Annotated in this window: 22 protein-coding genes; 6 read left to right on the top strand and 16 right to left on the bottom strand. The window is 72.1% G+C overall.

The annotated features are described in order from the left end of the window. Positions 1 to 104 precede the first annotated feature (104 nt). A complete protein-coding gene (locus CF165_RS16530; protein ID WP_020641155.1) occupies positions 105 to 1103 on the top strand; it encodes a hypothetical protein in 999 nt (332 codons plus the stop codon). Between the two features lie 152 nt (positions 1104 to 1255). Here the strand turns inward: CF165_RS16530 and CF165_RS16535 are convergent, their stop codons facing one another. The 3 genes from CF165_RS16535 to ahcY all read right to left on the bottom strand — a co-directional run bounded on the left by CF165_RS16535 (position 1256) and on the right by ahcY (position 3690). After that, positions 1256 to 1681: a YjdF family protein gene (locus tag CF165_RS16535; protein ID WP_093948383.1), complete on the bottom strand. Its 426-nt coding sequence runs from the start codon at positions 1679 to 1681 to the stop codon at positions 1256 to 1258. Between the two features lie 130 nt (positions 1682 to 1811). Further along, entirely contained in the window at positions 1812 to 2153 is a 342-nt protein-coding gene (locus CF165_RS16540) for a VOC family protein (protein ID WP_205660870.1), read from the bottom strand. A 64-nt stretch (positions 2154 to 2217) separates the two neighbouring features. Beyond that, positions 2218 to 3690: an adenosylhomocysteinase gene (gene ahcY, locus CF165_RS16545; protein ID WP_093948385.1), complete on the bottom strand. Its 1473-nt coding sequence runs from the start codon at positions 3688 to 3690 to the stop codon at positions 2218 to 2220. Positions 3691 to 3782: 92 nt separating this feature from the next. Between ahcY and CF165_RS16550 the strand changes: the two genes are divergently transcribed. After that, positions 3783 to 6053 carry a hypothetical protein gene (locus CF165_RS16550; RefSeq protein ID WP_093948386.1) on the top strand — a complete coding sequence of 757 codons (2271 nt, stop codon included), beginning with the start codon at positions 3783 to 3785 and terminating at the stop codon, positions 6051 to 6053. Positions 6054 to 6098: 45 nt separating this feature from the next. Here the strand turns inward: CF165_RS16550 and CF165_RS16555 are convergent, their stop codons facing one another. The 3 genes from CF165_RS16555 to CF165_RS16565 form a co-directional block, all read right to left on the bottom strand. Beyond that, the gene (locus CF165_RS16555; protein ID WP_093948387.1) at positions 6099 to 6788 is read right to left on the bottom strand and encodes an LPXTG cell wall anchor domain-containing protein; all 690 of its coding nucleotides are present in this window, start codon (positions 6786 to 6788) and stop codon (positions 6099 to 6101) included. Between the two features lie 271 nt (positions 6789 to 7059). Continuing rightward, a complete protein-coding gene (locus CF165_RS16560; protein ID WP_093948388.1) occupies positions 7060 to 8577 on the bottom strand; it encodes an amino acid permease in 1518 nt (505 codons plus the stop codon). Between the two features lie 98 nt (positions 8578 to 8675). Further along, the gene (locus tag CF165_RS16565; RefSeq protein WP_093948389.1) at positions 8676 to 9593 is read right to left on the bottom strand and encodes a cation diffusion facilitator family transporter; all 918 of its coding nucleotides are present in this window, start codon (positions 9591 to 9593) and stop codon (positions 8676 to 8678) included. A gap of 152 nt (positions 9594 to 9745) precedes the next feature. On the opposite strand from CF165_RS16565, the gene CF165_RS16570 reads away from it, so the two are divergent. Then, a complete protein-coding gene (locus tag CF165_RS16570; RefSeq protein ID WP_093948390.1) occupies positions 9746 to 12676 on the top strand; it encodes an AfsR/SARP family transcriptional regulator in 2931 nt (976 codons plus the stop codon). Positions 12677 to 12971: 295 nt separating this feature from the next. Here CF165_RS16570 and manA read toward each other — a convergent pair whose 3' ends face one another. From manA to CF165_RS16595, 5 genes are all read right to left on the bottom strand, one after another. Continuing rightward, positions 12972 to 14201: a mannose-6-phosphate isomerase, class I gene (gene manA / locus CF165_RS16575; RefSeq protein WP_093948391.1), complete on the bottom strand. Its 1230-nt coding sequence runs from the start codon at positions 14199 to 14201 to the stop codon at positions 12972 to 12974. 54 nt (positions 14202 to 14255) lie between these two features. Continuing rightward, a complete protein-coding gene (locus CF165_RS16580; RefSeq protein WP_167441454.1) occupies positions 14256 to 15350 on the bottom strand; it encodes a hypothetical protein in 1095 nt (364 codons plus the stop codon). After that, entirely contained in the window at positions 15334 to 15555 is a 222-nt protein-coding gene (locus CF165_RS16585) for a Trm112 family protein (protein WP_072476466.1), read from the bottom strand. Before CF165_RS16585 ends, CF165_RS16580 begins: the two co-directional genes overlap by 17 nt. A 75-nt stretch (positions 15556 to 15630) precedes the next feature. Continuing rightward, entirely contained in the window at positions 15631 to 16986 is a 1356-nt protein-coding gene (locus tag CF165_RS16590) for a phosphomannomutase/phosphoglucomutase (RefSeq protein WP_093948393.1), read from the bottom strand. Positions 16987 to 17065: 79 nt separating this feature from the next. Further along, positions 17066 to 17419: a DUF3499 domain-containing protein gene (locus CF165_RS16595; RefSeq protein ID WP_026468546.1), complete on the bottom strand. Its 354-nt coding sequence runs from the start codon at positions 17417 to 17419 to the stop codon at positions 17066 to 17068. Between the two features lie 80 nt (positions 17420 to 17499). Here CF165_RS16595 and CF165_RS16600 point away from each other — a divergent pair, with 80 nt between their 5' ends. Further along, a complete protein-coding gene (locus CF165_RS16600; RefSeq protein WP_004559274.1) occupies positions 17500 to 17964 on the top strand; it encodes a metallopeptidase family protein in 465 nt (154 codons plus the stop codon). An 82-nt stretch (positions 17965 to 18046) separates the two neighbouring features. On the opposite strand, the gene CF165_RS16605 is transcribed toward CF165_RS16600, so the two are convergent. Together CF165_RS16605 and CF165_RS16610 are read right to left on the bottom strand one after the other, a co-directional pair. Then, positions 18047 to 21346, bottom strand: coding sequence for a glycosyltransferase family 2 protein (locus tag CF165_RS16605; protein ID WP_093948394.1), 3300 nt, complete (start codon positions 21344 to 21346; stop codon positions 18047 to 18049). Between the two features lie 114 nt (positions 21347 to 21460). Further along, positions 21461 to 21748 carry a WhiB family transcriptional regulator gene (locus tag CF165_RS16610; RefSeq protein ID WP_167441477.1) on the bottom strand — a complete coding sequence of 96 codons (288 nt, stop codon included), beginning with the start codon at positions 21746 to 21748 and terminating at the stop codon, positions 21461 to 21463. A gap of 264 nt (positions 21749 to 22012) precedes the next feature. On the opposite strand from CF165_RS16610, the gene CF165_RS16615 reads away from it, so the two are divergent. Next, positions 22013 to 22771 (top strand): site-2 protease family protein, encoded by a 759-nt coding sequence (locus CF165_RS16615; RefSeq protein WP_093948395.1) that lies wholly within the window; start codon positions 22013 to 22015, stop codon positions 22769 to 22771. A gap of 28 nt (positions 22772 to 22799) precedes the next feature. Here the strand turns inward: CF165_RS16615 and CF165_RS16620 are convergent, their stop codons facing one another. From CF165_RS16620 to mshB, 3 genes are read right to left on the bottom strand one after another with little or no spacing between them, the layout of a single operon-like run. Then, entirely contained in the window at positions 22800 to 23579 is a 780-nt protein-coding gene (locus CF165_RS16620) for a hypothetical protein (protein ID WP_093948496.1), read from the bottom strand. Continuing rightward, entirely contained in the window at positions 23572 to 23964 is a 393-nt protein-coding gene (locus tag CF165_RS16625) for a hypothetical protein (RefSeq protein ID WP_093948396.1), read from the bottom strand. The genes CF165_RS16620 and CF165_RS16625 overlap by 8 nt, the downstream gene beginning before the upstream one ends. Next, positions 23961 to 24803, bottom strand: coding sequence for an N-acetyl-1-D-myo-inositol-2-amino-2-deoxy-alpha-D-glucopyranoside deacetylase (gene mshB / locus CF165_RS16630; RefSeq protein WP_093948397.1), 843 nt, complete (start codon positions 24801 to 24803; stop codon positions 23961 to 23963). The genes CF165_RS16625 and mshB overlap by 4 nt, the downstream gene beginning before the upstream one ends. A 112-nt stretch (positions 24804 to 24915) precedes the next feature. On the opposite strand from mshB, the gene CF165_RS16635 reads away from it, so the two are divergent. Beyond that, positions 24916 to 26697, top strand: a complete 1782-nt coding sequence (locus tag CF165_RS16635) for an ABC transporter ATP-binding protein (protein ID WP_167441455.1) — start codon at positions 24916 to 24918, stop codon at positions 26695 to 26697. Positions 26698 to 26813: the final 116 nt, after the last annotated feature.

The raw sequence follows: 26813 nt of genomic DNA on the forward strand, positions 1-26813 counted from the left end.
AACCACCCTGAACGGGGGTCGGCACGTCCACCCTACGCTGCTAACGTGAACGTTCCGCGGTGTTCACGCCCAGCGCACACACTGGTCGGGTGAAGGGACGAGCGGTGGTACAAGACGGGAACCTCCCACTGATCATCGATGGCGCCCGCACGACCCGGGCATCGGTCGCCGAGCTGCCGAAAGAGCTGACCGAGGCGCTCCGCACCGGCGAGTTCCACCACGCCCTGCGGCTCGCGATCGCCTACCGCGGCCTCTCGCTGGCCAGGCTCCGCGCCCACCTCGCGCTGCGCGGCGTCCAAATCGGACAGTCGACGCTGAGTTACTGGCAGCGCGGGCTGCGCCAGCCCGAGGTGCCGAAGGCGCTGCCGGCGGTCCGGGCCCTGGAATCGGTCCTCCAGCTGCCCGCGGACGCCCTGGTCGTGCTGATCGGGCCGCGGCTGGTCCGGCGCGGCCACCAGCCGGCGGCGTCGTTCCACGACCTGCGCTCCGGTGACATGGGGTCGATCGTGGAGGACCTGCTGGCCGAGCTCGGCGCGTACCCGTCGTCGAACCACTACAACGCCGACCTCGAGCTGCTGTCGGTGCACGACACGATCACGTTCGACGCCGAACACCGCCAGGTCAGCCTGCGCACGCGGCTGGTGACGCGCGCCCGGCGGCACGGACCCGACCGGTACCTGACGGTGTACAACGGCGACCCGGGCTGCCGCATCGACGACGTCGAGCTGATCACGGACGAGGGCTGCCGCATCGGCCGGATGCGCCGCAACCCCGACGCCGACACGATGGCGACCGAGCTGCTGTTCGACCGAAAGCTCGCCGAGGGCGACATCCACGTGTTCTGCTACGAGGTCCGCGACGATTCGGGGTCGGCGTCGCCGGGCTACTACCGGATGCTGCGGGACCGTTGCGCGAGCTACCTGGTCCAGCTGCGGTTCGACCGCAACGCGCTGCCGGCGCGGTGCACGCGTCAGGTCCGCGCCCGCGACGACGCCCTGCCGGTGGTCGCGGAGGAGCTGGCGTGCGACATGGGCGGGGTGAGCAGCGCGTTCTTCAGCGACGCCGGGCCGGGCCTGGCCGGGGTCGCGGTGGAGTGGAACTGACCACCGTGTCGTCCCTCCAGTCACGCGTGTCGACCCTCCGATCACCCGTGTCGACTGGCTGATCACGGCCGATCCGGCGACTCTCGATCCGGAACGGTCGACACGCGTGATTCAGAGGTCGACACACGTGATTGAAGGGTCGACACGGCTGCTCAGTGGCCGCGGTGCTTGGCTCGTGACTTTGCTTTGGCCAGCGTCCGGCGACGGGTCGCCTCGGCCGCGGCCCGGCGTTTGCGGGCCGCTTTGTTCTCGGCCGCTCGCTCGGTGACCGCGTCGCGCAGCGCGCGCTGGGCGGCTGTGCCGATGCCCTCGTCTTCCTGGGCTTTCTTCGCCAGCTTCGCGAGGCGCTTGGCGTTGAGGCGGGCGGTCGGCCGCCGGTCCGCGGCGACCGGCGGGGCTTTGCGCGCTTCGTCGGCCAGTCGCACGAAGTCGCGGCCGGCGGCGAAAGCGGCCAGCTCGGCGTTGTTCGGCTCGCTGCCGAAAACGTGGCGCGCGGCCCGGACCAGGCCGTCTTCGTGGATTTCGTAGACGCCGACCCAGAACCGGCCGTCGTGGTACAGCGTGAACACCCCGCTCATCGGGAAACCTCCAGGCGTGACGGATCAGCCTGGCGTCACCGGTTTCCCTTGACGGGACAACGGGCCCTGAGCGAGCCGCCCGGACTACCTACCGGGCCGTGAGGTTCGTGAAGCCAAGAACGGGGTGAGTTTACGCGGGGAGGCCGCCGATGCCGATCTCGTTTCCCTCGGGGTCGCGGTAGAGCATCTTCCGCACGCCGTTGTCGTAGATCTCCTGGTCCGCGGGCTCGATGCCCCGCTCGGAAATCGCCGCGACGCGCTCGTCCAGGTCGCGGACGAACAGGACGTGCATGGCGTGGCCGGTGGCCCGCTCCGGCCGGTGCTCGACGAACACCGCGCCGTGTTCGGTGACCTCCCACAACGCCTCGGTCTCGCCGACGACGAACGTCGGCGGCGACCCGAAGAGCTTCTCGTACCAGGCCAGCGCCCGGTCGTAGTCGAGCACGGCGATGCCCGCCATCAGATCGACCATCACAACTCCTCGAACTCGAAAGGGCCGCCCCGAACAGTTCGGAGCGGCCCTGACCAGCAAGAACTCAGTACCGGTAGTGCTCCGGCTTGAACGGCCCTTCGACGTCGACGTCGATGTACTCGGCCTGCTCCTTGGTCAGCTTCGTCAGCTCACCGCCGAGCGCCTCCAGGTGAATGCGGGCCACCTTCTCGTCCAGCTTCTTCGGGAGGCGGAAGACCTCCTTGTCGTACTCCTCGTACTTGGTGAACAGCTCGATCTGCGCGATCACCTGGTTCGAGAAGCTGTTCGACATCACGAACGACGGGTGCCCGGTCGCGTTGCCCAGGTTGAGCAGCCGTCCCTCGGACAGCACGAGGATGCTCTTGCCGTCCGGGAAGACCCACTCGTCGACCTGCGGCTTGATGTTGATCCGGCGGATGCCTGGGTACCGCGCGAGGCCCGCCATGTCGAGCTCGTTGTCGAAGTGGCCGATGTTGCCCAGGATCGCCTGGTGCTTCATCTTCGCCATGTGCTCCACCAGCACGACGTCCTTGTTGCCGGTGGTGGTGATCACGAGGTCGGCCTCGGGCAGCACGCTCTCGAGCTTGCGGACCGCGTAGCCGTCCATCGCCGCCTGCAGCGCGCAGATCGGGTCGACCTCCGTGACGATCACGCGCGCGCCCTGGCCGCGCAGCGACTCCGCCGCGCCCTTGCCGACGTCGCCGTAGCCGCAGACGACCGCGACCTTGCCGCCGATCAGCACGTCGGTGCCGCGGTTGATGCCGTCGATCAGGGAGTGGCGGATGCCGTAGCGGTTGTCGAACTTCGACTTCGTCACCGCGTCGTTGACGTTGATCGCCGGGAACAGCAGCTCGCCCGCCGCCGCCAGCTGGTAGAGCCGCAGGACGCCGGTCGTGGTCTCCTCGGTGACGCCGCGGATGCCCTCGCCGATCTTCGTCCACTTGCCGGTGTCGGCCGCCACCGACGTGCGCAGCAGCTCCAGGAACACGCGGAACTCGTCCGAGGTGTTCTCGTCCGGGGCCGGGACGACGCCCGCCTTCTCGAACTCGGTGCCCTTGTGCACCAGCATCGTGGCGTCACCGCCGTCGTCGAGGATCATGTTGGGACCCTCTCCGTCCCAGGTGAGCATCCGCTCGGTGCACCACCAGTACTCCTCGAGCGACTCGCCCTTCCAGGCGAAGACCGGGACGCCCTTGGGCTCCTCGGGCGTGCCGTGCGGGCCGACGACGACCGCCGCGGCCGCGTGGTCCTGCGTCGAGAAGATGTTGCAGGACGCCCAGCGCACCTCGGCACCCAGCGCGACCAGCGTCTCGATCAGCACCGCGGTCTGCACGGTCATGTGCAGCGAGCCCGAGACGCGCGCCCCGCGCAGCGGGTAGACCTCCGCGTATTCACGGCGCAGCGCCATCAGTCCCGGCATCTCGTGCTCGGCGAGGCGGATCTCCTTACGGCCGAACTCGGCGGCCTCGAGGTCGGCGACGGCGAATTCGATGCCGTTGCGGGTCTCGTGCCGCTTGGCAACGCTTTCGGGGGTCATAGTGGCGATTCCTCCAAGACTCGATGACACCCGAACACTACCGTTGTCCGCTCGACTGTCCCTAGAAGTGATAGGAGGCCCTTACCGTGCCCATGCCCGGCCCCGACACCCGCGTCGTGGAAATCCGCGTCGCCGGTCTCGTGGGCACCAGCGGGGAAACGCTGCTCGACGCGGTTTCGACCGTCGACGTCGCCGGCGACGGCCTGGGCCGCGTGGTCCGCCCGGCCGACCGGCTGCGGAGGCCGGCGCCCGGACCGGTGCTGCCGGCGCTGGGCCGATCGCTCCCGCGGACGCTCGAAGGCTACCTCTGGCACGGCATGACGTCCGGCGGCGCCGCGAAGGCCACCTGGGCCCTCCTGTTTCCGTTCTCCCTGGCCAACGTCGCGTTCTGGATGCTGCCGCCCGTGCCGCCGGACCGCCGTCTCGCGCGCGTCCTCGGCGCCGTCTGCCGCGGACTGCTGCGCGTCGCCGCCCTGCTGCTGACGATGCTGCTGATGGGCCAACTCGCGGCGATCGCGCTCGACCTGTTCGCCGCGCAGTGCCTCGCGCCGGGGTCGGGCTGCCTGCCCGTGATCCCCGACGCGGTCCGGTCGGTCCCCGCGCGGATCGCCGTCGGCGTGCTGCCGCTGCTGGCCGTGATCTTCGTGCTGCACAGGATTTCGTCGGCGACCTGGGCGGTGCACGCCGACGGCGACCTGACCGGCGGGCCGCTGCGGATGCGGGCGGACCCGGAAACGCCGGCGTTGCGCTGCCTGCACACCGTCGCGGCGCTGGCGTCGGTCGCGTTGCTGCTGCTGGGCGGCCCGTTCCGCGTGCCGGGCGGCACCTTCGACCTGGTCGTGTGGATCGTCACGCTGGCCGTGGTGCTCGCCACCGTCGTCGCGGCCGCGATCGGCGTCGACACCGGCCGGTTCGCCCGTCCCGGCGTGCTCGCGTTCGCCGGCCTGCTGGTCGTCGTGGCCGCCGTGCGGCTGGTGCTTTCAAACGGGCCGGGAGCCGGCCCGCTGCCGGGGACGAACGGCGTCGTCGAAGGCCTCGGCGCGGCGCTGGTCGGCGTCACGGTCCTGTTCGCGCTGTTCCTGGCCCCGGCCGCGCTGCTGGCCCGGCCCGGCTGGAAGCACAAGCCGCGGCGGCTGCGGCCGTGGATGGGCGGCTGGGCGGCCGCGCCGGTGCTCGCGCTGGCCGGCCTGCTCGGCGGCGGGTTCGGCGCCGGGCTCGCGGAAGCCGTCCGGCGGCTTTCCGGCGCGGGCAGCCTGCGCGTGCCCGACACGTACCTGCTGGTCACGGTGCTGTGGGGAGCCGGGCTGGCACTGGCCGCGGTGCTCGGCGTGCTGGGCTTCGCGGTCGCCGTCCCGCTGCGGCGGCTCCGGCGGGGCATCCCCGAGATCGTCGAGCTGATGGAGCTCGACGAGCAGCAGGAGGCCAAGGCCGCGGCGGCCTGGGCACGGTCGGCGTGGGAACGGCGGCACCTGCACCACCTCGCGCTGGCGGTGGCGTCGGCGATGTCCGCGGGCGGCGCGGCCCTGCTGGTGCTGCGGTTCGGGTTCGGGCTGGTGCCCGGCTGGTTCGGCCCGCTGTCCGCGATCGGGGTGGTCGCGCTCGGCGCGCTGGCCGCCGGTCTGCTGCGCGTCGTCTACACCGCCGCGCGGACCCCGCAGCGCAGCCGTCACCTCGGCGCGCTGGCCGACCTGGTCTGCTTCTGGCCGCGGGCCGCGCACCCGACGGTCCCGCCGTGTTACGCGCTGAAAGTCGTCCCGGAACTGGCCGCGCGGGCGCGCGAGCACCTCGCCGAGCCGGGGACGCGGGTGGTGCTCTCCGGCTACAACCTCGGCAGCCTGCTCACGGTCATGGCCGCCGCGCGGCTGGCGGCCGAACTGCCGGAGGCGGACCTCGAGCGCGTCGGCGTGCTCACCGCGGGCTCACCCCTGCAGTGGGGCTACCAGCGCGCGTTCCCGGCGTTGCTGCCGCAGGAGTCGCTGGAACGGCTCTTCGCCGACCTCGACGGCCGGTGGCGCGCCCTGTGCCGCGGGACCGACATCTTCGGCGGCGGCGTGACGACCTGGCGGCATTCGGTCGCCGACCGGCGGCTGCACGGCGTCGGGTTCCTGCCGGACGGCGGCTGCGGCCCGGTGTCGGCGACCGCCGACGAGAACGGCGTCCTGATCCTCGGCGGCGACCACTGGCTGCCGGACCCGCTGCGCGGGCCGACCGGGCGGCACCGCTGGGCGCCGGGGGTGCTCAAGCACCAGGACTACGTGGTCGACGCGGAATGGGACCACGCCGTAGCGATGGCCGCCGGCCTCGGCAAGCCGTCCTGCGGCGAGCAGGGTTCGCTGTTCGGGGACTTCCCCCCGAAACGGTGAAGGCCCCTCGCGCGCGGAGCGAGGGGCCTTCAGCCGGTCACAGCGTTATTCGGAAGCCTTGCGGCGGAACTTCAGCAGCGCGAGCAGGCCGCCACCGGCGACGAGCAGCAGGCCCGCGACCCAGATCAGCCAGCTGTTGTCGAAACCGGTGTTGGCCAGGCCGCCACCTGTGCCCGACTCGTTGCCCGCCGGGGCGACGGCCGGAGCGGTGGTCTTGGTCGGCGAGACCGAGGTCTCCGACACCGGGGCGCTCGGCTTCGTGGTCGCCGGCGTCGACGTCTTGGTCGGCGGGGTGGTGGTCTCCGGCGGGGTGTCCTTCTTGACGCCGCAGGCGAACCAGTGGCTGATCGCCGGGACGTTCTTGAAGTCCCGGCCGACCATCGGCGCGTGCAGCTTCTCCCACGGCGGCGTGGCGGACAGGCCCTTCTTGCCCGGCACGTAGGTGTTGTACTCGTTGCCGCCCTTGACCACGATCGCGCCGACCGTGACGCCCTTGGCGACACCGGTGACCGTGAGGAACTGGTCCTTCGAGGTGCCACCGGTGACCTCGAGCTGGTCGCTCACGTCGATGGCCTTGCCGAGACCGATGTCCGAACACTTGGTGGCATTGCCCACCGTGCCGGTCGCGCGGTCGTCGCCCGGCACGCACGCGAACGCGGCACCGGCGGTTCCCATCAGAGCGGCGGTGGTGAGCGCCATGACCGCCACGGCGCCGCGGAAGGTACGTTTGCGCATTGAGTGTCTCCTGTACCGAACGGGGGAGGAACGGCAAAACGGGGGGTCGTGTTGCCACCGCCCGTAGGAATCACGCGGCTGTAATTCACCCGTCAGTGGCACACGAAGGATCGAAAGGTATCGCACGTCACCCGACCGCTTACACGGGGTCCCCCATTGCGCACGAATCGCAAGATCCTTTTGATCAAGCCGTAACCTCGCACCACGCAACCAAACGCAAAAAGCCCTGCCGACCTGGGCATCCAGGAGGGCAGGGCTTTTCTCGCGCAAGTCAGGCTTCGGGCGCCTCGACGGGTTCCCCGGCCTGCCGCCTGCCCAGCATGGAATGGCGGCGGCTGTACCCGAAGTAGATCACCACGCCCACCACCATCCAGGCGACGAACCGCAGCCAGGTCAGCACGGTCAGGTTCAGCATCAGCCACAGGCAGGCGAGGATCGCCAGGATCGGGATCAGCGGCACCAGCGGCACCTTGAACGCCCGGGGCAGCTCCGGCCGCGTCCGCCGCAGCACCAGCACGCCGGCCGAGACGAGCACGAACGCGAAGAGCGTGCCGACGTTGACCATTTCTTCGAGCTTGTCCGCCGGGAAGAAGCCGGCGGCGAGCGCGACCAGGCCGCCGACGATGACCGTCGCGCCCTTCGGCGTGCCGTGCTCGCCGGTCTTCGCCAGCCCGCGCGGCATCAGGCCGTCGCGCGACATCGCGAAGATGATCCGGACCTGGCCGAGCATCAGCACCATGACGACGGTGGTCAGGCCGGCCAGCGCGCCGAAGGAGATGATGTTGGCCGCCCAGTCGACGCCGTTCGCGGCGAACGCCGTGGCGAGGGTCTTGTGGCTGCCGTCGCCCGCCGAGGTGGCCAGGTTCTTGTACGACGTCATGCCGACGACCACCAGCGACACCGCGACGTAGAGCACGGTGACGATCACCAGCGAGCCGATGATGCCGCGCGGCACGGCCTTCTGCGGGTTCTTCGTCTCCTCGGCGGTGGTCGCGACGATGTCGAAGCCGATGAACGCGAAGAACACCAGCGAGGCGCCGGCCAGCAGGCCGAAGACGCCGAACGAGCTGCTCGCGCCGCCCGCGATCAGCGAGAACAGCGACTGGTCGACTCCCGTCTGACCGGCCCCGCCCGTCTCGCCCGGCGGGATGTACGGCGAGTAGTTGGCGCCCTTGATGTAGAAGAAGCCGAGGATGATCACGAACAGCACGACGGCGACCTTGATCCCGGTGATCACCATCGACACCCGCGACGACAGCTTCGTGCCGAGGACCAGCAGCGTCGTCAGGACCGCCACGACGAGCAGCGCGCCCCAGTCGACGGTCACGCCGCCGACGTCGAACGTCGACTTGGTGCCCTTGCCGAACAGGGAGCCGAGCACCGTCTCGAGGTACACCGACCAGCCCTTGGACACCGCCGCCGCGCCGACGGCGAGCTCGAGGATCAGGTCCCAGCCGATGATCCACGCCATGAACTCGCCGAAGGTGGCGTAGGAGAACGTGTATGCGCTGCCCGCGACCGGCACGGTCGAGGCGAATTCCGCGTAGCACAACGCGGCCAGCGCGCAAGCGATCGCGGCGAACACGAACGCCAGCGAGACCGACGGGCCGGCGTAGTCGCCCGCGGTGCGCGCGGTCAGCGTGAAGATGCCGGCACCGATGACGACCGCGACCCCGAAGACCGTGAGGTCCCAAGCGCCGAGGTTCCGCCGGAGCTTGGTGCCCGGCTCATCGGTGTCCGCAATGGACTGTTCGATGGTTTTAGTCCGCCACAATCCCGTTCCGGGCACCGTTGACCTCCTGCGGCTGGCCTGGCTGTATCGCAGTAAGTCACCCTAACGGGTCATCCCCGTGACGGCTCACCGAAAATCACGAAGTGGATCTTCGGCTAGCGCGCGAGGCTCCGGTCGAGGTCCGGCTCGAGGTAGATCAGCTTGGCGACCGGCACCTTGGCGCGGACGCGGGCCTCGGCGTCGTCGATGGCCGTGGCCAGCTCGGCCGTGTCGAGCCCCGGCACCATCGCCAGCTTCGCCGCGACGAGCAGCTCGTCCGGGCCCAGGTACTGGGTGCGGATGTGGATGACGCGCTCGACCTTGCCCGCGGCGAGCTCGTCGACGATCGTCGCGAGCACCGGCTCGTTGGCGCCTTCGCCGATGAGCAGGCTCTTCATCTCGACGATGAGGATGATCGCGATGACGCCGAGCAGCACGCCGATGGCGAGGGTGCCGACGCCGTCCCAGACCGGGTCGCCGGTGACGACCGCCAGCCCGACGCCCAGCAGCGCGAAAACGAGGCCCAGCAGCGCGCCGGCGTCCTCCAGCAGCACCACGGGCAGTTCGGGCTCCTTGGACTGCCGGATGAAGCCCCACCAGCTCGCGTCACCCTTGATCTTCTTCGACTCGGTGATCGCGGTGAAGAAGCTGTAGCCCTCCAGGCACAGGGCGAGCACCAGGATGATCACCGCGACGATCGGCGACTCCAGCGGCTCGGGGTGGCCGATCTTGTGGATGCCTTCGTAGATGGCGAAGGCCGAGCCCAGCGTGAAGAGCATGAGCGCGACGACGAACGAGTAGAAGTACCGGTCCCGGCCGTAGCCGAAGGGGTGCTCCTGGTCCGCCTCCCGCCGCGACGTCTTCTGGCCGAGCAGCAGCAGGCCCTGGTTGGAGGTGTCGGCCAGCGAGTGCACCGACTCGGCCAGCATCGACGACGACCCGGTGACGAGGAAGCCGGCGAACTTCGCCGCCGCGATCCCGGCGTTGGCCGCGAGTGCCGCGATGATCGCCTTGGTTCCGCCTCCAGCTGACACGACCGCTCCCCTGGTAGGTCCTGAATGTCCGGGTGGAGCCTAATGGGAGCGCGCACCGGGGACCGTCCCGACCGGGCTAACCGCGGCCACCGGTTTTGTCGTACCCCTTCGCTACCGTGGCGTTTCCAGTCGACCACTCCGGAGAAGGTGACATGGCGCACTTCGGCGTGCTCGGGCCGCTCGCCGTCGAGAGCCCGCCCGGGCGGTGGCTCGCGCTGCGCGGGGACCGCCAGCGGACCCTGCTGGCGGTGCTGCTGCTCCACGCCAACCAGCCGGTCCACGTGGACGTGCTGGTCGAGGCGCTGTGGCCGGGCGGCCCGCCGAAGTCGCACGCCTCCAACCTGCACACCTACCTCTCGCGGCTGCGGGAGAGGATCGACGGCCTCCGGATCGAGCACGGGCCGCTCGGCTACCGGCTGCGGGTCGAGCCGGACGAGCTGGACCTGCTCGTGTTCCGGTCCGCCGTCGCCGAAGCGCGGCAGGCCGGGGACGCCGTCGAGGCGGCGTGGCACTACCGGCGGGCGCTCGCGCAGTGGCGAGGGCCCGTGCTGGCCGGGTTGCCCGTCCCCCGGCTCGACGCCGACGTCGCGCGACTGGAGTCCGAGCGGCTGGCCGTGTTCGAGGACTGCGTCGACGCCGAACTCGCCGCCGGGCGGCACGGGGAGCTGATCGGGGAACTGCGAGCCGTGCTCGGTGAGCACCCGCTGCGCGAACGGCCGGCCGCACAGCTGATGACAGCGTTGCACCGGGCCGGGCGGCAGGGTGACGCGCTGGAGGTCTACCGGCTGCTGCGGGCCACGCTGGTCGACGAGCTCGGCGTCGAGCCCGGCGCGGAAGCCCGCCGGGTGCACGCCGCCGTCCTGCGCGGTGAAGACCCCGTGCCGCGGCTGCTCCCACCCGTCTGGCCGGTGTGCCAGCTGCCGCCGGACATCGGGGACTTCACCGGCCGCGACGCCGAGCTGGCGGAGCTGACCGGCGTTCTCGGCGGCGGCGACGGCGTCCCGGTCGCGGTGCTCAGCGGCGAGCCGGGCGCGGGCAAGAGCACCCTCGCCGTGCGTGCCGCGCACCGGCTGCGGGCGCGGTTCCCGGACGGCCAGCTGTACGTGCCGCTGGCGGACCGCGACATCGGCGACGTGCTGGCCGACCTCCTGCGCGCGCTGGGCGTCCCCGGCCCGGCGGTCCCGGACGACGTGCGGGCCCGCGCGGCGGTGTTCCGCGGGCGCCTCACCGACCGGCGGGTCCTGGTGGTGCTCGACGACGCCGTCGATCCCGAGCACGTCCGCACGCTGCTGCCCGGCACCCCGGGCTGCGCGGTGCTCGTGACGAGCCGTCGCCGGTTGAGCGGGCTCGCCGGCGCGCACCGGCTGGCCCTCGGGCCGTTGTCGGGCGCCGACGCGACCGAGCTGCTGACCCGGCTCGCCGGGGCGCGGGCGTCCCAGGAGGGCGCGGACGCCGAGCGGATCGTCTCGGCGTGCGCGCGGGTGCCGCTGGCCCTGCGGATCGCGGGCAGCAGGCTGGCCATCCGCCCGCACCTGCGGCTCGCCGAGCTGGCCGACCGGCTCGAAGACGAGGTCCGCCGCCTCGACGAGCTGACCGTGAGCGACCTGGCCGTCCGGAGCAGCATCGCGCTGAGCTACGAAGGCCTGCGGCCACCCGCGCGGCGCGCGTTCCGGCTGCTCGGCCGGTGCCGCCTGGCCGACCTGCCGGCCTGGGCGGTCACGACGCTGGTCGGCGCTCCGGACGCCGACGAAGCGGTCGAAGAGCTCGTCGAGGCCAGTCTGCTGGAGGCGCGCGGAGCCGACCGGACCGGCGAGGGCCGGTACCGGATGCACGACCTCGTCCGGCTGTACGCCGCGGAAGGCCCGCCGGAAGAAGGCGGCGCCGAGACAGTGCTCGCCGCGACCTTCGCGCTCGCCGACGCGGCCGCGGCCCGCCTGCCGCGCACGGTGCCGATGCCGGCCATGGCCCACGAGCCGTTCGCGCAGCCGTTGCCGGACGCGCTGGTGGCCCGGCTGCTCGGACGTCCGGACGAGTGGTTCGCGGCCGAGCGCGCGAACCTCGTGCGGCTCATCGGGTCGCTGGGCACGCGGGAAGCGTTGCTGCTGCTGGACAAGCTCAGCGTGTACTTGTACCTGCACGGGCTTTACGCCGACCTGCGCACGGCCTACGAGACCGTGCTGGCGGCAGCGGACGACCGGCGGCAGGCCGTGCTCGCCGAGGCGCACCTGGCACTGCTGCGGCACGCGCGCGGGCAGTACGAGGAGGCCGCCGCTTCGTATCGCGAATGCGCGAAGGAGCTGGAAGCCCACGGTGACCACCGCACCCACGCGTGGGTTTCGGCGAACCTGGCGCACTGCCTGATCGGGCTGGGCCGCGCCGAAGAAGCACTGCAGACCGCGGCCGACGCCCGCGAACTGTTCACTGTGGACGGTCAACCGGAGGCGCTCCTGGTCCGGGCCGCGGAGTCGGCGGCGCTGCTCCGGCTCGGCCGGGTCGCCGAAGCGCGGGACGTCGACCGGGCCGCGTGCGCGTCGGCGCGGGAAACCGGCGACCCGCGGCAGATCGGCACGGCGCTGCACGAGTTCGCGTGGTCGTCGCTGCTCACGGGCGACCACGCGGAAGCGGCGGCGGCCATCGCGGAGTCGGTCGACCTGCTGCGCGACACGGTGGCGCGCTCGGCGCTGGCGAAGTCGTTGCGCACGCTGGGCGCGATTTCGGCGGCGACGGGATCCCGTGACCGTGCGACGGCCGCGTTCGAGGAGGCCCGCGGCATCGCCAGGGAGCTGGACGAACGCCCGCGCGAACTCTCCTGCACCCGAGCGATCGCGGCGAGCTGGATCGGCGAAGGCCGGGCGGCGCAAGCGATCCCGGTGCTCCGCGCCTGCCTCGACGAATTCCGCGAAATGGGCGGCAAGGCCGCGACCGGCCTCACCTGGTTCGTCCTCCACCGGGCCTGTGCGGCCATCGGCGACGAGGCTTCGGCGTCGGAAGCGGCCGCCGAGGCCGCACGCCTGACCGACCCGCGTGACGCCAGTGCGGCCGCCGTCCGGCGCGTCCTGCTCGCCCTCACCGAGCCGGCCTGACGAGGTGGTGCCGCCCCCTCGCGGCACCACCTCACGCCCACGGACGCCGGGCGAACCCGACCGGCGCCACCCCCAGGGAACCGGCGACGCGCACCAGCGCACCAGGGTCATCCCCTCGGGTGTAGATCGTGGCGGAAGCCACCACACGGAACGCACACAGAAGCTCCGGCGCACGCACCCAGAGGGTCGGTTCGCGTACCTCCACGGTCGGTTCGCGTACCTGCACGGTCGGTTCACGAGCCGACACTCCAGGCACGTCAGCCGACCGCCTGGGTACGCGAGCCGCGCTGGGACGTCAGTTTTCGCAGGTGCCCGCGGTGGCGCGGAACAGTTGGGAGCGGGCGCCGCCCAGGGCGCGGATCTTCACCGGCGGGTCCGCCGCCGGCAGCCACACCGACTGGCCGCGGCGCAGCTCGACCTGCTCGCCGTCGTCCGCCGTCACCAGCAGCGAGCCGGCCGTGCACAGCAGGATCTGCGGGCCCACGCTGTCCACGGAAATCTCGTCGTCCTGGCCCTCGGCCCACTCGACCCGCGACAGCTCGAACTCCGGCGCGTCCGTGTGGTACACGGCCATCCGGCCGCCGACGTCACCGCACTGCACCGGCATCTCGCCACACGCGAAGTCCACCACCCGCAGCAGCTCCGGCACGTCCACGTGCTTCGGCGTCAGGCCGCACCGCAGGATGTTGTCCGAGTTCGCCAGGATCTCCACGGCGGTGCCGTGCAGGTACAGGTGCAGGTTGCCGGCCGGCAGGTAGATCGCCTCGCCCGCGCGCAGCGTCAGGCGGTTCAGCAGCAACGCCGCCAGCACACCGGCGTCGCGCGGGTGCGCCTCGCCCAGCTCCAGGATCGTCCGGCACTCGCCGGCGAACTCGCCGTGCTCCTGGACGTGCCGGACGCAGGCGTCCAGCACCTCCGGCAACAGGGCGTCCAGCGACGGCTGCGGCAGCGTGATCCACGTCGTGAACAGCGCGCGCAGCCCGGCCGGGTCCAGCTGGGCCTCCAGCAGCCCCGTGTACTTCGCCAGCCCGGGCGTCTCGATCGCCTTGAGCAGCTTCACCGTGCGGTCCGGCGCCCGGAACCCCGCCAGCGCGTGGAACTCCGTCAGCGCGCAGACCAGCTCGGGCTTCGCCGTCGGGTCCGGGTAGTTGCGGTTCGGCGCGTCCCTCGGGATGCCCAGCTGCTCTTCGCGGGCGTGCCCCTCCGCGGCCTGCGCCGCCGACGGGTGCGCCTGCATCGACAGCGGCTCCTCCGCCGCGAGGATCTTCAGCAGGAACGGGAGCCGCCCACCCCACCGCGTCGCGCACTTCTCGCCGAGCTGGGTCACCGGGTCGGCGTCGACCAGCTCCAGCAGGCTCCGCTCGGTGCCGTCCGGGCCGATGACGTGGGAAGGGTCGCCCGGGTGGGCGCCCATCCACAGCTCGGCCTCGGGGTGCGGCGCGGGTACCGGACGGCCCAGCAGCTCGGGGATCGCCGTCCGCGATCCCCAGGCGTAGGGCCGCACCGCGTTGCGCAGCAGCTCCACTGTCACCTCAACTCCACTCCTTCGGCACCGGCCGCGGCCGGTGCTCGGCGGGTCTCACGCCGTCGCGGGCGCGAAGCGGCCCGCGCCGCCGATGCTGCCCGCCGCCAGCCCGAGATAGACCGCCGCCAGTTCGAACCGCAGCGCCAGCACCGCGGCCCGCACGATTTCGTCGGCCTCGATCTCCTCGGCCGGGGCGATGACGTCCGCACCCGGCAGCAGATCCTCGGCCTGGTAGCGCGCCGCGTCCGTGGCCGGACCGGTCCGCACCGAGAGGAGCAGCACCCGGGTGGGGATGTCACCAGAGGGATCGTCCGGATCGGCGAAGATGTCACGCTCCGCGCCACCTGACTGCGCCGCCCGCCGCAATGCGGGGCGCGCCAGCGCCTGACGATAGTCCTCGACGTCGCACACCGTGGCCGCGTGGGCGGCGAAAGCGTGCGCAGCGTGTTCGCCGACGGCGACCGCGACCGGGTCCAGCCCCCACAGCAGCGGGACGCGGTCGGCCACCCGCAGCGCGAGCGCCTTGGCCGGGTTCGCGAACGATTCCCGGGCCAGGTAGTCCTTCTCGGCTTCGAGGTCCAGCTGGTCGGCCAGTACCTGGACGTCGGAGATCAGCAGCCCCAGCGCGTTCGCGGTGAGCAGCCCGGCGGCCAGGCCGCGCGGGAACGCCAGCTCCGGCGGCACCGGGACGCGCGGCGCCAGCAGCAGGCCCTTGCCCGCCACGGCGGCGGCCACGGGCCCCTCGGACGGCGCCGACAGCACCACCGAAGCGCCGTAGCGCGCGGCACGCTCCAAAGACGCGGCGAGTTCGCGATCGCCGGGGTCGTCGGTGTGCGCGAAGACGACGTCGAGCGCGCCGATCCAGCTCGGCACCACCTCGGCGACGACCACCGGAACCGGGCACGACGGCGCCAGCAGGGCGGCCAGCAGCCGCGTGAGCGTGCGGCTCACCCCCGGCCGGTCGATGAGCACGACGGCACGCGGGCGGCCCATGTCGAGCCGCTCGGACAGCTCCAGCTCGGCGGCGAGCTCGGCGGTCGCCCGGACCTGGGCGCCGGCCATCGCGGCGGCACGGAGCAACCCCGCGCTGTCGGCCTCGGCCAGCCGCGCGGGGTCGTCGAGCAGCGTGTCGTCAAGCACTGTCGGCATCGGAGTTTCCGTGGTCCCCCGGCAAGGTCGCCTCGTCGAGGAGCAGCACCGGGATCCCGTCACGGACCGGGTACACGCGACCACATTCGGTGCAGGTCAAGGCGTCGGCCTCGGGGTCGTCCGGCGCGCCCGGCCGAAGCGGGGCGTGATCGGGCGACGGGCACGCCAAGATCTCGAGGAGCTGGGCGTCGAGCGTGATGGCCATGGTTCCTCCATACCACGCAGAGAGGTGTGATGAAGGGCACCTTCAGGACACAGTTGCGCCCTTCATCGCGGACGGTCAGTTGCGGATGATCGCGAGTACTTCGTCCACCAGCCCCTGCACGGCTTCGGTGTTCGCGGCCTCGACGTTCAGCCGCAGCAGCGGTTCGGTGTTCGACGGACGCAGGTTGAACCAGGCGCCACCCGGCAGCTGCACGGTGAGGCCGTCCAGCTCGTCGATCTCGACGCCGGAGCGGGCGCCGAAGGCGTCCTTGACGGCCATCATCTTCGCGACCTGGTCATCCACCGTCGAGTTGATCTCGCCCGAAGCCGCGTAGCGCGAGTACGCGCTGGTCAGGTCGGAGAGCGGGCCGGTCTGCTCGCCGAGGGCGGCGAGCACGTGCAGCGCCGCCAGCATGCCGGTGTCGGCGCGCCAGAAGTCGCGGAAGTAGTAGTGCGCGGAGTGCTCGCCGCCGAAGATGGCGCCGGTGCGGGCCATCTCGGCCTTGATGAACGAGTGCCCGACGCGGGTGCGGACCGGCTTGCCGCCGTGCTCGGCGACGATCTCCGGCACGCCCTTGGACGTGATCAGGTTGTGGATGATCGTGCCACCGGGGTCCTTCGCCAGCTCGCGGACGGCGACCAGCGCGGTGATCGCGCTCGGCGAAACCGGCTCGCCGCGCTCGTCGACGATGAAGCAGCGGTCGGCGTCGCCGTCGAAGGCGACACCGGCGTCCGCGCCGACCTCGCGCACCTTCGCCTGCAGGTCGACGATGTTCGCCGGGTCGAGCGGGTTGGCCTCGTGGTTCGGGAAGCTGCCGTCGAGCTCGAAGTACATCGGCAAGACCTCGATCGGGAGCCCGGCGAAGACGGTCGGAACCGTGTGGCCGCCCATGCCGTTGCCCGCGTCGACGACGATCTTCAGCGGACGGCTGCCGGACAGGTCGACGAGGTTGCGCAGGTAGGCCGCGTAGTCGGTGAGGACGTCCCGCTCGGTGACCGAGCCGCGCTGGCCCTCGAACCCGGGCACGCCCTGCTCGACGGTGTCGCGGATCTCGGCGAGCCCGGTGTCCTGGCCGACCGGGGACGCGCCGGCGCGGCACAGCTTGATGCCGTTGTACTTGGCCGGGTTGTGGCTGGCGGTGAACATCGCGCCCGGCATGTTCAGCGAACCCGACGCGAAGTACAGCTGGTCGGTGCTGGCCAGCCCGATGCTCACGACGTCGAGGCCCTGCGAGGTGACGCCCTCGGCGAACGCGGTCGCCAGGCCCGGCGAGGAGTCGCGCATGTCGTGGCCGATCACCACCGACGGCGCCTCCGGCTTGATGAGCAGGGCGAACGCGGCGCCGAAGTCGCGGACGAGATCCGCGTCGAGCTGCTCGCCGACCACGCCGCGAATGTCGTAGGCCTTAACGATGCTCGAAAGGTCTGGCACGCCGTCTCCCGCGAATAGTCGTCCTGGCGCCCGCTGCGCCGCGCGGAAAGCCTACCGGCGGTGTGAGTGGGTTACGCGTTCAGGCGCGGCCCGGCAGCACCCGCAGGTGGCCGCGGCGCCCGGACGGGCCCTCCGGCTCGGGTGCGGGCGCGGGTTTGCCGGGGCGGCCGGCCTCGCGCACGGCCTCGGCCAGCGCCGTCAGCTCGTCGGCCGACGGGTCCGGCGCGGCGAAGGCGCCTTCGTGCCGGACGACTTCCCACCCCTTGGGGACGGTCAGCCGCAGCGCGTGGGCTTCGCAGAGGTCGTACGAGTGCGGCTCGGAGGCGGTGGCCAGCGGGCCGACGACGGCGGTCGAGTCACTGTAGGCATACGTCAGCGTGGCCACAGCTGGCTCGAGACAGCCAGTACGCGAACACTTCCGTACGCTCCGCACGAATCGAAACGATAGCGCGTCGCCGCAAGGTCGGAGGAGCGACACGCGCTGCGACCCGCCGACCGCATAGACTTCGGGGCGTGGCGACGGCTCGTGACTACCGACAGCGGCGGCGCTCGCGACGGGACCGGCACGGCCGGGGCCTGCGCGGGACGCTGTACCCGGCGACCCTGCCCGCCGCCGCGAGCCGCGCGGAACGGTTCGACGCCCTGGTGCTCGACGCGCTGGAGCCGATCGAAGCCCGCTGGCGGCACGAGCTGACGAAGCTCGACGTGGCGGTCGACGACGTGCCGGAGGTCCGCGAGAACGGCCACTCCCCGGCGGACGGCGTCCTGCACGACGGCGCGGTGCCGTTGTCGCGGCTGGTGCCGGCGGGCGTCGACCGCACGGGCCTGCCGACGCGGGCCCGGATCGTGCTCTACCGGCGGCCGCTGGAGGCGCGGGCGAAGGACCCGTCGGAGCTGGCCGAGCTGGTGCACGACGTGCTGGTGGAGCAGGTGGCGGGCTACCTCGGCGTGGAGCCGGACGTCATCGAAGGCGAGTAGCGCGCCGCCCGGCTGAGGGCGCGCTCCGAAGCCCGCAGCAGCCCACAACCCGCGCGCGTGGGGGGAACCCCCGGTTCTTACGCTACCGGCCGGCACCGACAGTTTCGGAGCGCCGCCGGGCCGGGACCGCCGTGAGCAGCGTGAACAGCACCGCCGCCAGCTGGGCGAGCAGCAGCAGGTTCCGTTCCGTGCCCGGGTACTCGACCGTCACCTCCGACGACGTCGGTGGTACCGACACCGCCACCTGGTGGCCCCACGCCGGCACGATCGGCACGCTCTTGCCGCCCACCGAGGCCTTCCAGCCGGCTTCCTGCTCCGCGGCCAGCACCAGCAGTCGCCCGGTGGGGCCGTCCGACACGCGCACCCGGACGTCCGGCAGGCTCGCCCGCACCGGTGCCACGCCCGGCGCGTTGCCGGGCGCGCCGCCGCCGGTGACCGCCGCCTTCGCCTGCTCGGGCGAGATCAAGATCACCTGACCGGCCGGCGGCAGCAGGCGAAGCACGCCGCGGCCGTCCGACGTCGGAGCGGCCACCGAAACCATGTCCTTCGCGAGCGGCAGGTACAGGTGCGGGTCGACGCCCGGCGGCAGCACCACGTACTGCACGCCGGCCACGGCGGCCGACGCGAACCCGCGCTGGACGGCCGCCGCGTCACCCTGGCCGAGGTCCCGGCGCCAGGAAGCCAGCCGGGCCGACGTGCCGGGCGTCGGGGCCAGCTCGTCGTCGCCGTAGTGGGGCAGGCGGCCGCCGATCTGGCGGGTCGCGTCGGGCGCCAGGTCGAGCACCGACCGGCCGGACGCCGTCAGCTCGGCCGCCACCTCCGGCGCGAGCGAAGGCCGGTCGCCGGCGCGAAGCGGTCCCTGGGAGCCGACGACCACCGCGCCGGCCGCCAGCCCGAGGAACACCACGACCCCGGCGACCGCGAACACCTTCGGCAGCCACGTCGCCGGGATCCCGGCCGAACCGCCACGCTGCCACGAACCCAGCACGACCCACAGCAGTCCCGCGCCGACGATCAGCAGCGGCACGCCCGCGTAGCCGTGCGCCGCGGGGCCGCCCTGCATCGGTGTCGCGGTCACCAGCCGCACCAGGACCAGCCCGCCCGCGCCCAGCGCGGCCAGCGCGAGCCCGCCCACGGCGAGTTTCGTCGGCCGCACGACCAGCGCGACCAGCGCCGCGGCGATCACGGCCACCCCGATCGGCCAGGCGCCCGGCCCGCCGGGGTCGAGCCCGGCCAGATCGGTGCCGGAAACCGCCAAAGCCGCGCCACCGAGGCCCTGCACCAGCAGTTCCGGGTGCCGCAGCAGCACGGTCGGCCACGGCAGCAGCAGCGCGAGCGGCAGCAGCACCACGATCCCGACCGACGCGATCCGCCGCGCGAGCCCGGTCGGCGCGGGCAGCACCACGAACCCGATCAGCAGCCCGGCCAGCGCGAGCCCGTGCGCCAGCGGGGAGAACGCCCCGAGCAGCGCCACCCCGAAGGCCGACAGCGCGGACAGGTGCAGCCAGCGCGTGTCCGCGTGCACGAGCAGCCCGGCGATGCCCGCGGCCACCAGCGGCAGCACGACGTGCACCACGACGACGTCGAGGCGGCCCTGGGCCACCCCAGCGGTCGCGGCCGGCAGCAGCGCGTAGGTCGCGGCGACGACGGCGCGTACCCAGCGACGCACGCGAAGCCGCCGCGTCGCCGCGTACGCACTCAGCGCGGCAAGGGGGATGTCGCCGAGGAGCAGCACGGCGACCAGCGCCGCCGGGCCGCCGATCGGGGCGAACACCGCGCCGAGCGTGCCGAGCACCGGCAGGGTCGCCGACGCGGGGGCGCCGGTGCCGCCCGCGATCGCGTGCCACGGCGTGAGGTAGGACGACCAGATCTCCCCCAGCCCGCCGACGGGGAGCAGCTTGCCGCCGAAGACGTCGAGGCCGAGCCGGGCCCGGTTGACGACCAGCCCGAGCGCGGTCATCACGACGAGCAGCACCACCGGCGGCGCGAAGATCGTGGCCGCGAGCACGCGACGGCGGTTCACCTCGACGAAGACGAGTTCGGGCTCCGGGGCCGCTTCGGGCTCTCCGGGCGTGTCTTCGGCGGCTGGTTCCGGTGCCGCGGTTTCCGGCAGCGCGACGGCCACGAGCGTGCCCGGCCGGCGCAGGCCGGACCCGCGTGAGCTGACCCCGCGCAGGGCGCCCGCGGGCAGCGCGTCGGGGCCGACCGGACGGTTCTCGCGGGCGTCGAGCGCCTCCGGCGTCACCCACGCCGACTCGGTTTCGACGGTCTCGGGCACGCGGCCGAGCGCGAAGTCGTTCTCGACGCCGCGGCGCACCAGGCCGACGACGCCCGCGCGGACGGCGTTGCGCAGCCGCGTCCAGCGTCCGGTGAAGAGCCCGCGAACCGTGCCCGGCCGCGGATTCCGCCGCCGGTGGGTCCGCGCGGCGCGCAATCCGCCGCGTCCACTGAGGAGGTACGCGACGGCGGCGAACTCGGCCCGCGCTTCCCCGGTGCGGCGCAGCAGGACGAAGGCCAGCGCGCGCAGCACCGCGAGGAGGGGGAGCCGGATCATGCCCAGCCAGAAGGAAAACGGCGAGCAGTTCACCAGGAACACCCGCAGCCCGTGGGCGCGGTTCGCCGCGGACAGGGGCCCGGCGACCGCGTCCGCGGTCCGCCGTCCGGTGGTGACGGCACGCGCGTGCCGCACCCGCGCGGCCGGTACGGACAGGACGATGCCGCCGGCGGCGTTCGCGCGCCAGCCGAAGTCGAGATCTTCGCGCAGCAGCGGGAAATCCGGGTCGAAGCCGCCGAGGGCGTCCCAGGCGTCGCGGCGCACGAGCGAGCCCGCGCTGGGCACGGCCAGCACCTCCACCGGGTCCTCGCCGGTCGCGGCGACCTGCTGGCGGTGTCCCGACGCGTCGGTGGAGAGGCCGGCTTCGACGATCAGGCGCGGATCGGTCCAGTCGAGCCCGAGCGCGCCGAGCACGGTCGCCGACGGCGTCTTGGTGGCGACGTCCAGCAGTTCCGCGAGGCAGTCCGGTTCGGGCGCGCAGTCGTCGTGAAGCAGCCACAGCCACGAACCGGGGTCGTCGCCCCACCGCTCGGTGGCGTGCTCGACGGCTTCGGCGACCGCAGCGGCGAAGCCGGTATCACTCGAAAGCGTGACAACACCGGAAAGCACGGGCGCCGGACCGGGGCCGGGATCCTCGGCCGCTTCGGCGAGCAGCCGCGGGGTCGCGTCGGTGGAACCGGTGTCCACGGCGAGGACGTGCCGGGGCCGGACAGTGCTGCGGCGCAACGCTGAAAGCGCCAGCGGCAGCCAGTTTTCGCCGTTGTGACAGACCACAATGGCCAGAACGGGGGCGGTGCGCAGGACGGGCGGCGCGGCGGTGCGGGGCAACGAACGCTCCTGATCAGGCGGCAGTCGGTGCGGCCACCCTACGGGCCCAGCCCGTCACCCGATGGTGAACCCAAGCAGAATCGCCGGTGACGCGCACATCACCGGCGATCCTCGCTAGACGACACGTTTCTTCAGCTTGCGACGCTCCCGCTCGGACAGACCGCCCCAGATGCCGAAGCGCTCGTCGTGGGCCAGCGCGTACTCAAGGCACTCGTCCTTGACCTCGCAGCCCAGGCAGATCCGCTTGGCTTCGCGGGTGGAGCCGCCCTTCTCGGGGAAGAACGCCTCCGGGTCCGTCTGCGCGCACAGGGCGCGTTCCTGCCAATCCTGCTCTTCCTCGGTGGCATCGATGAGCTCGGTGAGATCTCCCAGAGCCTGCTCCGGGATCTCGCCCCAACTCATGACGTGCCCCCATTCCTTCCCATCGGCTTCCAACCGCACGTCCGCCTCCTCGCTCCCTAGCACTCCCCAGGCTGGCGGTGGTGAAACGACACTCGCCGTCCCCTCTCGGCGGCGAATGACATCACTGTGATTACACCCGTGTAGTGCGGTCAGGTCAAGCGGAGTAGCGAGTTCGGGGGACGTCCGTGCCCGATCGCGCAAGGGGACACGCCGGTAACTTCACACCCGGCATACGGAAGACTGGAGCACGTGCAGAAGTCAGCAGTGCGCCCCAGCCCGGTCTTCCTCGGCATCCTCGCGCTCACCGCCGCCGGCGGCGTCATGGCCGCGTTCGGTTACGTCAATCCGTTCTTCGTCCGAGATCACGACACACTGGCCGTGGCCGGTGTCGTGATCTTCGTCGCCGCCGGCTGGGTGGCGTCACTGTCGCTGCACGAGTTCGGCCACGCGATGGTGGCCTACCGCGGCGGCGACTACAGCGTCGCCCACAAGGGTTACCTGAATCTCGATGTCCGGAAGTACACCGACCCCGTCCTGTCGATCATCCTGCCGCTGATCTTCCTGTTCATCGGCGGCATCCCGCTGCCGGGCGGCGCGGTCTGGATCAACCGTGGCGCGCTGCGCTCGCGCGGGACGTCGTCGTGGGTGTCGCTGGCCGGGCCGCTGAGCAACCTCGCGGTCGGCGCGGCGCTGTGCCTGGTGGTCGCGCTGGTCCCGATGGCGCACGGCCTCGTGATCGCGATGTCCTTCCTCGCGCTGCTGCAGGTCGTGACGTTCATCCTCAACATCCTGCCGATCCCGGGCCTCGACGGCTGGGGCGCGATCGAGCCGTACCTGCCGCCACAGGCGCGGGCGTTCGGCGCGCAGGTGCGCCCGTGGGCGCCGATCATCCTGTTCGCGATCCTGTGGCTGTTCCCGCCGGCGAACGCCGCGCTGTGGGACGGCGCCGGGTGGATTTTCGACCAGCTGGGCGGCTATCCCGATGCCCCGCAGGGGTTCTTCCTCTTCCAGTTCTGGAAGTGAGGTTTGGACCGGGCGCCGCGCGGGAAGATCAGGTGCGGCGCTCGGTCAGCCAGACGTGCGCGCGTTTCCAGACCTTCCGCAACCCCGACCGCTCACCGAAGTAGTCCCCCGCCGCCCCGACCACCGGCAGCATGCCGATCGCACGATGCACGATGTTGCCGTGCGGCCGCTTCTCCAGTTCTCCGGTGATCGCCAGGAGTCCGCGGCCGAGCCGCCAGAGCGTCCGCGCCGCCGCTTTGACCGTCGCCTTGCCGTGCTTCTTCTCCGACGCCGTCAGCTCTTCGGTCAGCTTCGCCGCTTCGTTCGCCTCCGCGGCTTCGTCGTGCTCCGCGTGCCTGCCGGCCGCGAGGTCGGGGTCGATGTCGCGTTCGAAGAGCACCCACGCGATGAGCCGCACCCGCGTGCCGGTGTCGGTGACGCCGTACTCGCCGGCGATCGCGCACAGCAGCAGGCCCTGCGACGCCGTCCCCAGCGCGTCCTGCACCGGCAGGCGGTCGGCGAGCGCGCCGCCCAGGCCGGGGATGGACGTCAGCAGCGCCGTGAACCGGCCGACGCGGTTCATCCACCAGCTCGAGCGGTCGTAGCCGGTCATCCGCGCCCACGCCGCCGTGCCGGGGACCTTCACCGACGTGACGCCGTGGATCAGCTTCGCCTTCAGCCCGGACTCGACGCCGGCCAGGTCGGTCTCCGCCCGCGCCTGCAACCCGAACGGATCGGCTTCGCGCAGCGCGTCGAGCATCGGCCCGCACGCCCGCACGAACGGCCGCAGCACGGCCACGACCTGCCGGTCGGAGATCGCCTCAGCCACGTCCCGGTCCCCTTCCCGCCGTCCGGCCCAGCCCACCGCCGAGCACCATGGCGCCCGGCAGCGCGCTCGCGCCGAGCAGCAGCAGGGCCCGCCAGTCCTGGATCAGCACCAGGTCACCGCCCGGGCCGAGCAAGCCGACGCCGAACACGACGAGCACCCACACCGCCAGGGGTACCCACGAAAGCCCGGGCCGCACCAGCTTGGCCGTCGTCGACACCAGCCACGGCGTGGTGACCGCGCCGACGAGGACCGTCACCGGCACCGGGACCACCCCGATCCGCAGCGGCAGGAAGAACAGCTCCAGCACGGCCAGCAGCACCGTGTCGAAGACGAGCAGCGCGAGCAGCAGTCCCTGTTCGAGCCTCAGCCGCTCCTCCACGGTCACAGCCCGCCGAAGAGGTCGTCCGACGCGCCCTCGGCGAGGCCGTGGGCCAGCACGAAGCAGTCCTTCGCCAGGATCGGCTGGGCGATCGCGTTCGTCAGCGCGAAGTACGGGACGGCTCCGTCGGCCACGGCGAGCTGCGTCGCGTGCGCGCGCAGTGCGGCCAGCTTCGCCGGCAGGTACGCGGCGACGTCCAGCACCGTCGTGATCTCTTCGTCCGGCGTGGTCGGCAGCTCGTCGTCTTCCGGCACGTCGAACGCCGGGGCGCCGGCCCGCAGCGCGGCCAGCCCGGCGCGCACCGCGCTCCTCGACGTCACCGTGTGGAACACCCGCTCGACCGACTGCGCCCGCGGCGCCGCGGCCATCGTGATCTCGTGGGCGCGGATGTGGTCGGGGTGGCCGTAGCCGCCGAACGCGTCGTAGGTGACGACGACCTGGGGCCGGAACTCGTCGAGCAGCTCGGCGAGCTGCCCGGCCTGCTCCTCGGCGGAACCGGCGGTGAAGGCACGCGGGTGCGACGCCGACGGCGTGCCCGCCATGCCCGAGTCCCGCCAGCGGCCGGTTCCGCCCAGATAACGGTGCCGCGAGACCCCCAGCGCGGCGCACGCGGCCCTCAGCTCGGTGACGCGGTATCCGCCCAGCTGGTCGGCGGCGTGCGCCCGCAGTCCCTCCAGTTCGGACAGCCCGGGCATGACCTCGCCCTCTTCACCCAGCGTGCACGTCACCACGACCACCTCGGCACCCTCGGCGGCGTATCGTGCGATCGAGGCGCCGGTGGTGATGCTTTCGTCGTCGGGATGGGCGTGGACGAACAGCAGCCTGCGGGATACCGGGGAGATCACGGGTTGAGCGTAATTCCCGTGCTCCGACCTTCGTCGGGGACACCCTCGGTTATCCTCGCGCGAGTCGCGACCGCCGCGTCGTGACCGTCTGTACCCCCACGAAGGGCATCTGGTGAGCACTGAAGCAACTTCGGCGAACGTCGCCGGTGTGTCGGGATCCGTCCTGTCCATCTCCGACCTGAGCGTGTCGTTCCAGACCGAGGACGGCGTCGTGAACGCCGTCAAGGGCATCGGGTTCGACGTCAAGCCCGGCGAGATCGTCGCCGTGGTCGGGGAGTCCGGGTCCGGCAAGTCCGTGACGTCGATGTCGGTGCTGGGCCTGCTGCCCAAGACCAGCAAGATCGCGGGCGAGCTGCGCCTCGGCGAGCGCAACCTGGCGGATCTCAAAGAGAAGGACATGCAGAAGATCCGCGGCAACCAGGTCGCGATGATCTTCCAGGAGCCGATGACGGCGCTGAACCCGGTCTACACGGTCGGCTGGCAGCTGCGCGAGGCCCTGCGTTCGCACCTCGAGATCTCCAAGGACGCCGCCGACAAGCGCGCCGTCGAGCTGCTCGACATGGTCGGCATCCCGAGCCCGGAGCTGCGGTTCAAGCAGTACCCGCACCAGCTCTCGGGCGGTCTGCGCCAGCGCGTCGTCATCGCCATGGCGATCGCCTGCGACCCGAAGGTCATCATCGCCGACGAGCCGACCACCGCGCTCGACGTCACCGTCCAGGCGGAGATCCTGGGCCTGCTGCGCAAGCTGCGGGACACCCTCGACACCGCGATCGTGCTGATCACCCACGACATGGGCGTCGTCGCCGACATGGCCGACCGCGTCATCGTGATGTACCAGGGCGAGATCGTCGAAGAGGCGCCGGTGCGCGAGCTGTTCGCGTCGCCGAAGGAGGACTACACCCGGCGGCTGCTCGCCGCGGTGCCGGTGCTCGGCCAGCGCCCCGAAGGCCGCCGGCTGCTCGACGACGCCGGCATCGACGCGGACAGCACCGAGGCGGCCCGGATCGCCGAGGAGATCCGGCTGGCCGACGCCGAGCTGGAGGCCGTGATCGAGGAGGCCGCCCCGGCCCTGGAGATCAAGAACCTGGTGCTCGAGTACCCCGGCCGCCGCGGACAGGGCAAGAACCGCGCGGTGGACGACGTCTCGATCACCATCGCCAAGGGCGAGATCGTCGGCCTGGTGGGCGAGTCGGGGTCGGGCAAGTCGACGGTCGGCCGCTGCGCCGTCGGCCTGCTGCGCGCGACTCAGGGCACGATCGCGATCGCGGGCAAGGACATCACGACGATGTCGGCGAAGGAGATCCGGCCGCTCCGCCGGTTCTTCTCGATCGTGTTCCAGGACCCGGCGTCGACGCTCGACCCGAAGATGACGATCGGCGAGTCGATCGCCGAGCCGATGGTGCTGCACAAGGTGCTCTCCGGCAAGGCGCTGTCGGCGCGCGTGCGGTCGCTGCTCGACAAGGTCGAGCTGGGCGGGCACTACATGAACCGCTACCCGCACGAGCTGTCGGGCGGCCAGCGCCAGCGCGTGGCGATCGCCCGCGCGCTCTCGCTCGACCCGGCGCTGCTCATCGCGGACGAGCCGACGTCGGCGCTGGACGTGTCCGTGCAGGCCCGCGTCCTGGACCTGTTCCTGGACCTGCAGCAGTCGCTGCAGTTCGCGTGCCTGTTCATCAGCCACGACCTGGCGGTGGTCGATCTGCTCGCCGACCGCGTCGCGGTGATGCAGCACGGCAAGCTGGTCGAGGTCGGCACGCGTGACCAGGTGCTGCACTCGCCGCAGCAGGAGTACACGAAGCGCCTGCTGTCGGCGGCTCCGGTCGCGGACCCGATCCTGCAGGCCGAGCGCCGCGCGGCCTGGGAGGCCGGCAAGCTGGCTCCCGTCGCCGACTGAGGCTGCTTGACGTCGAAAGGCCCGTAACCGAGTGGGGTGCGGGCCTTTCGCGTCCCGGGGCCGATACGCCCCAATGTGGCGTTGGTTGCGTCCAACGCACCGAACGCCACATTGGG

The sequence above is a fragment of the Amycolatopsis vastitatis genome, from assembly GCF_002234595.1.
Lineage (GTDB): Bacteria > Actinomycetota > Actinomycetes > Mycobacteriales > Pseudonocardiaceae > Amycolatopsis > Amycolatopsis vastitatis.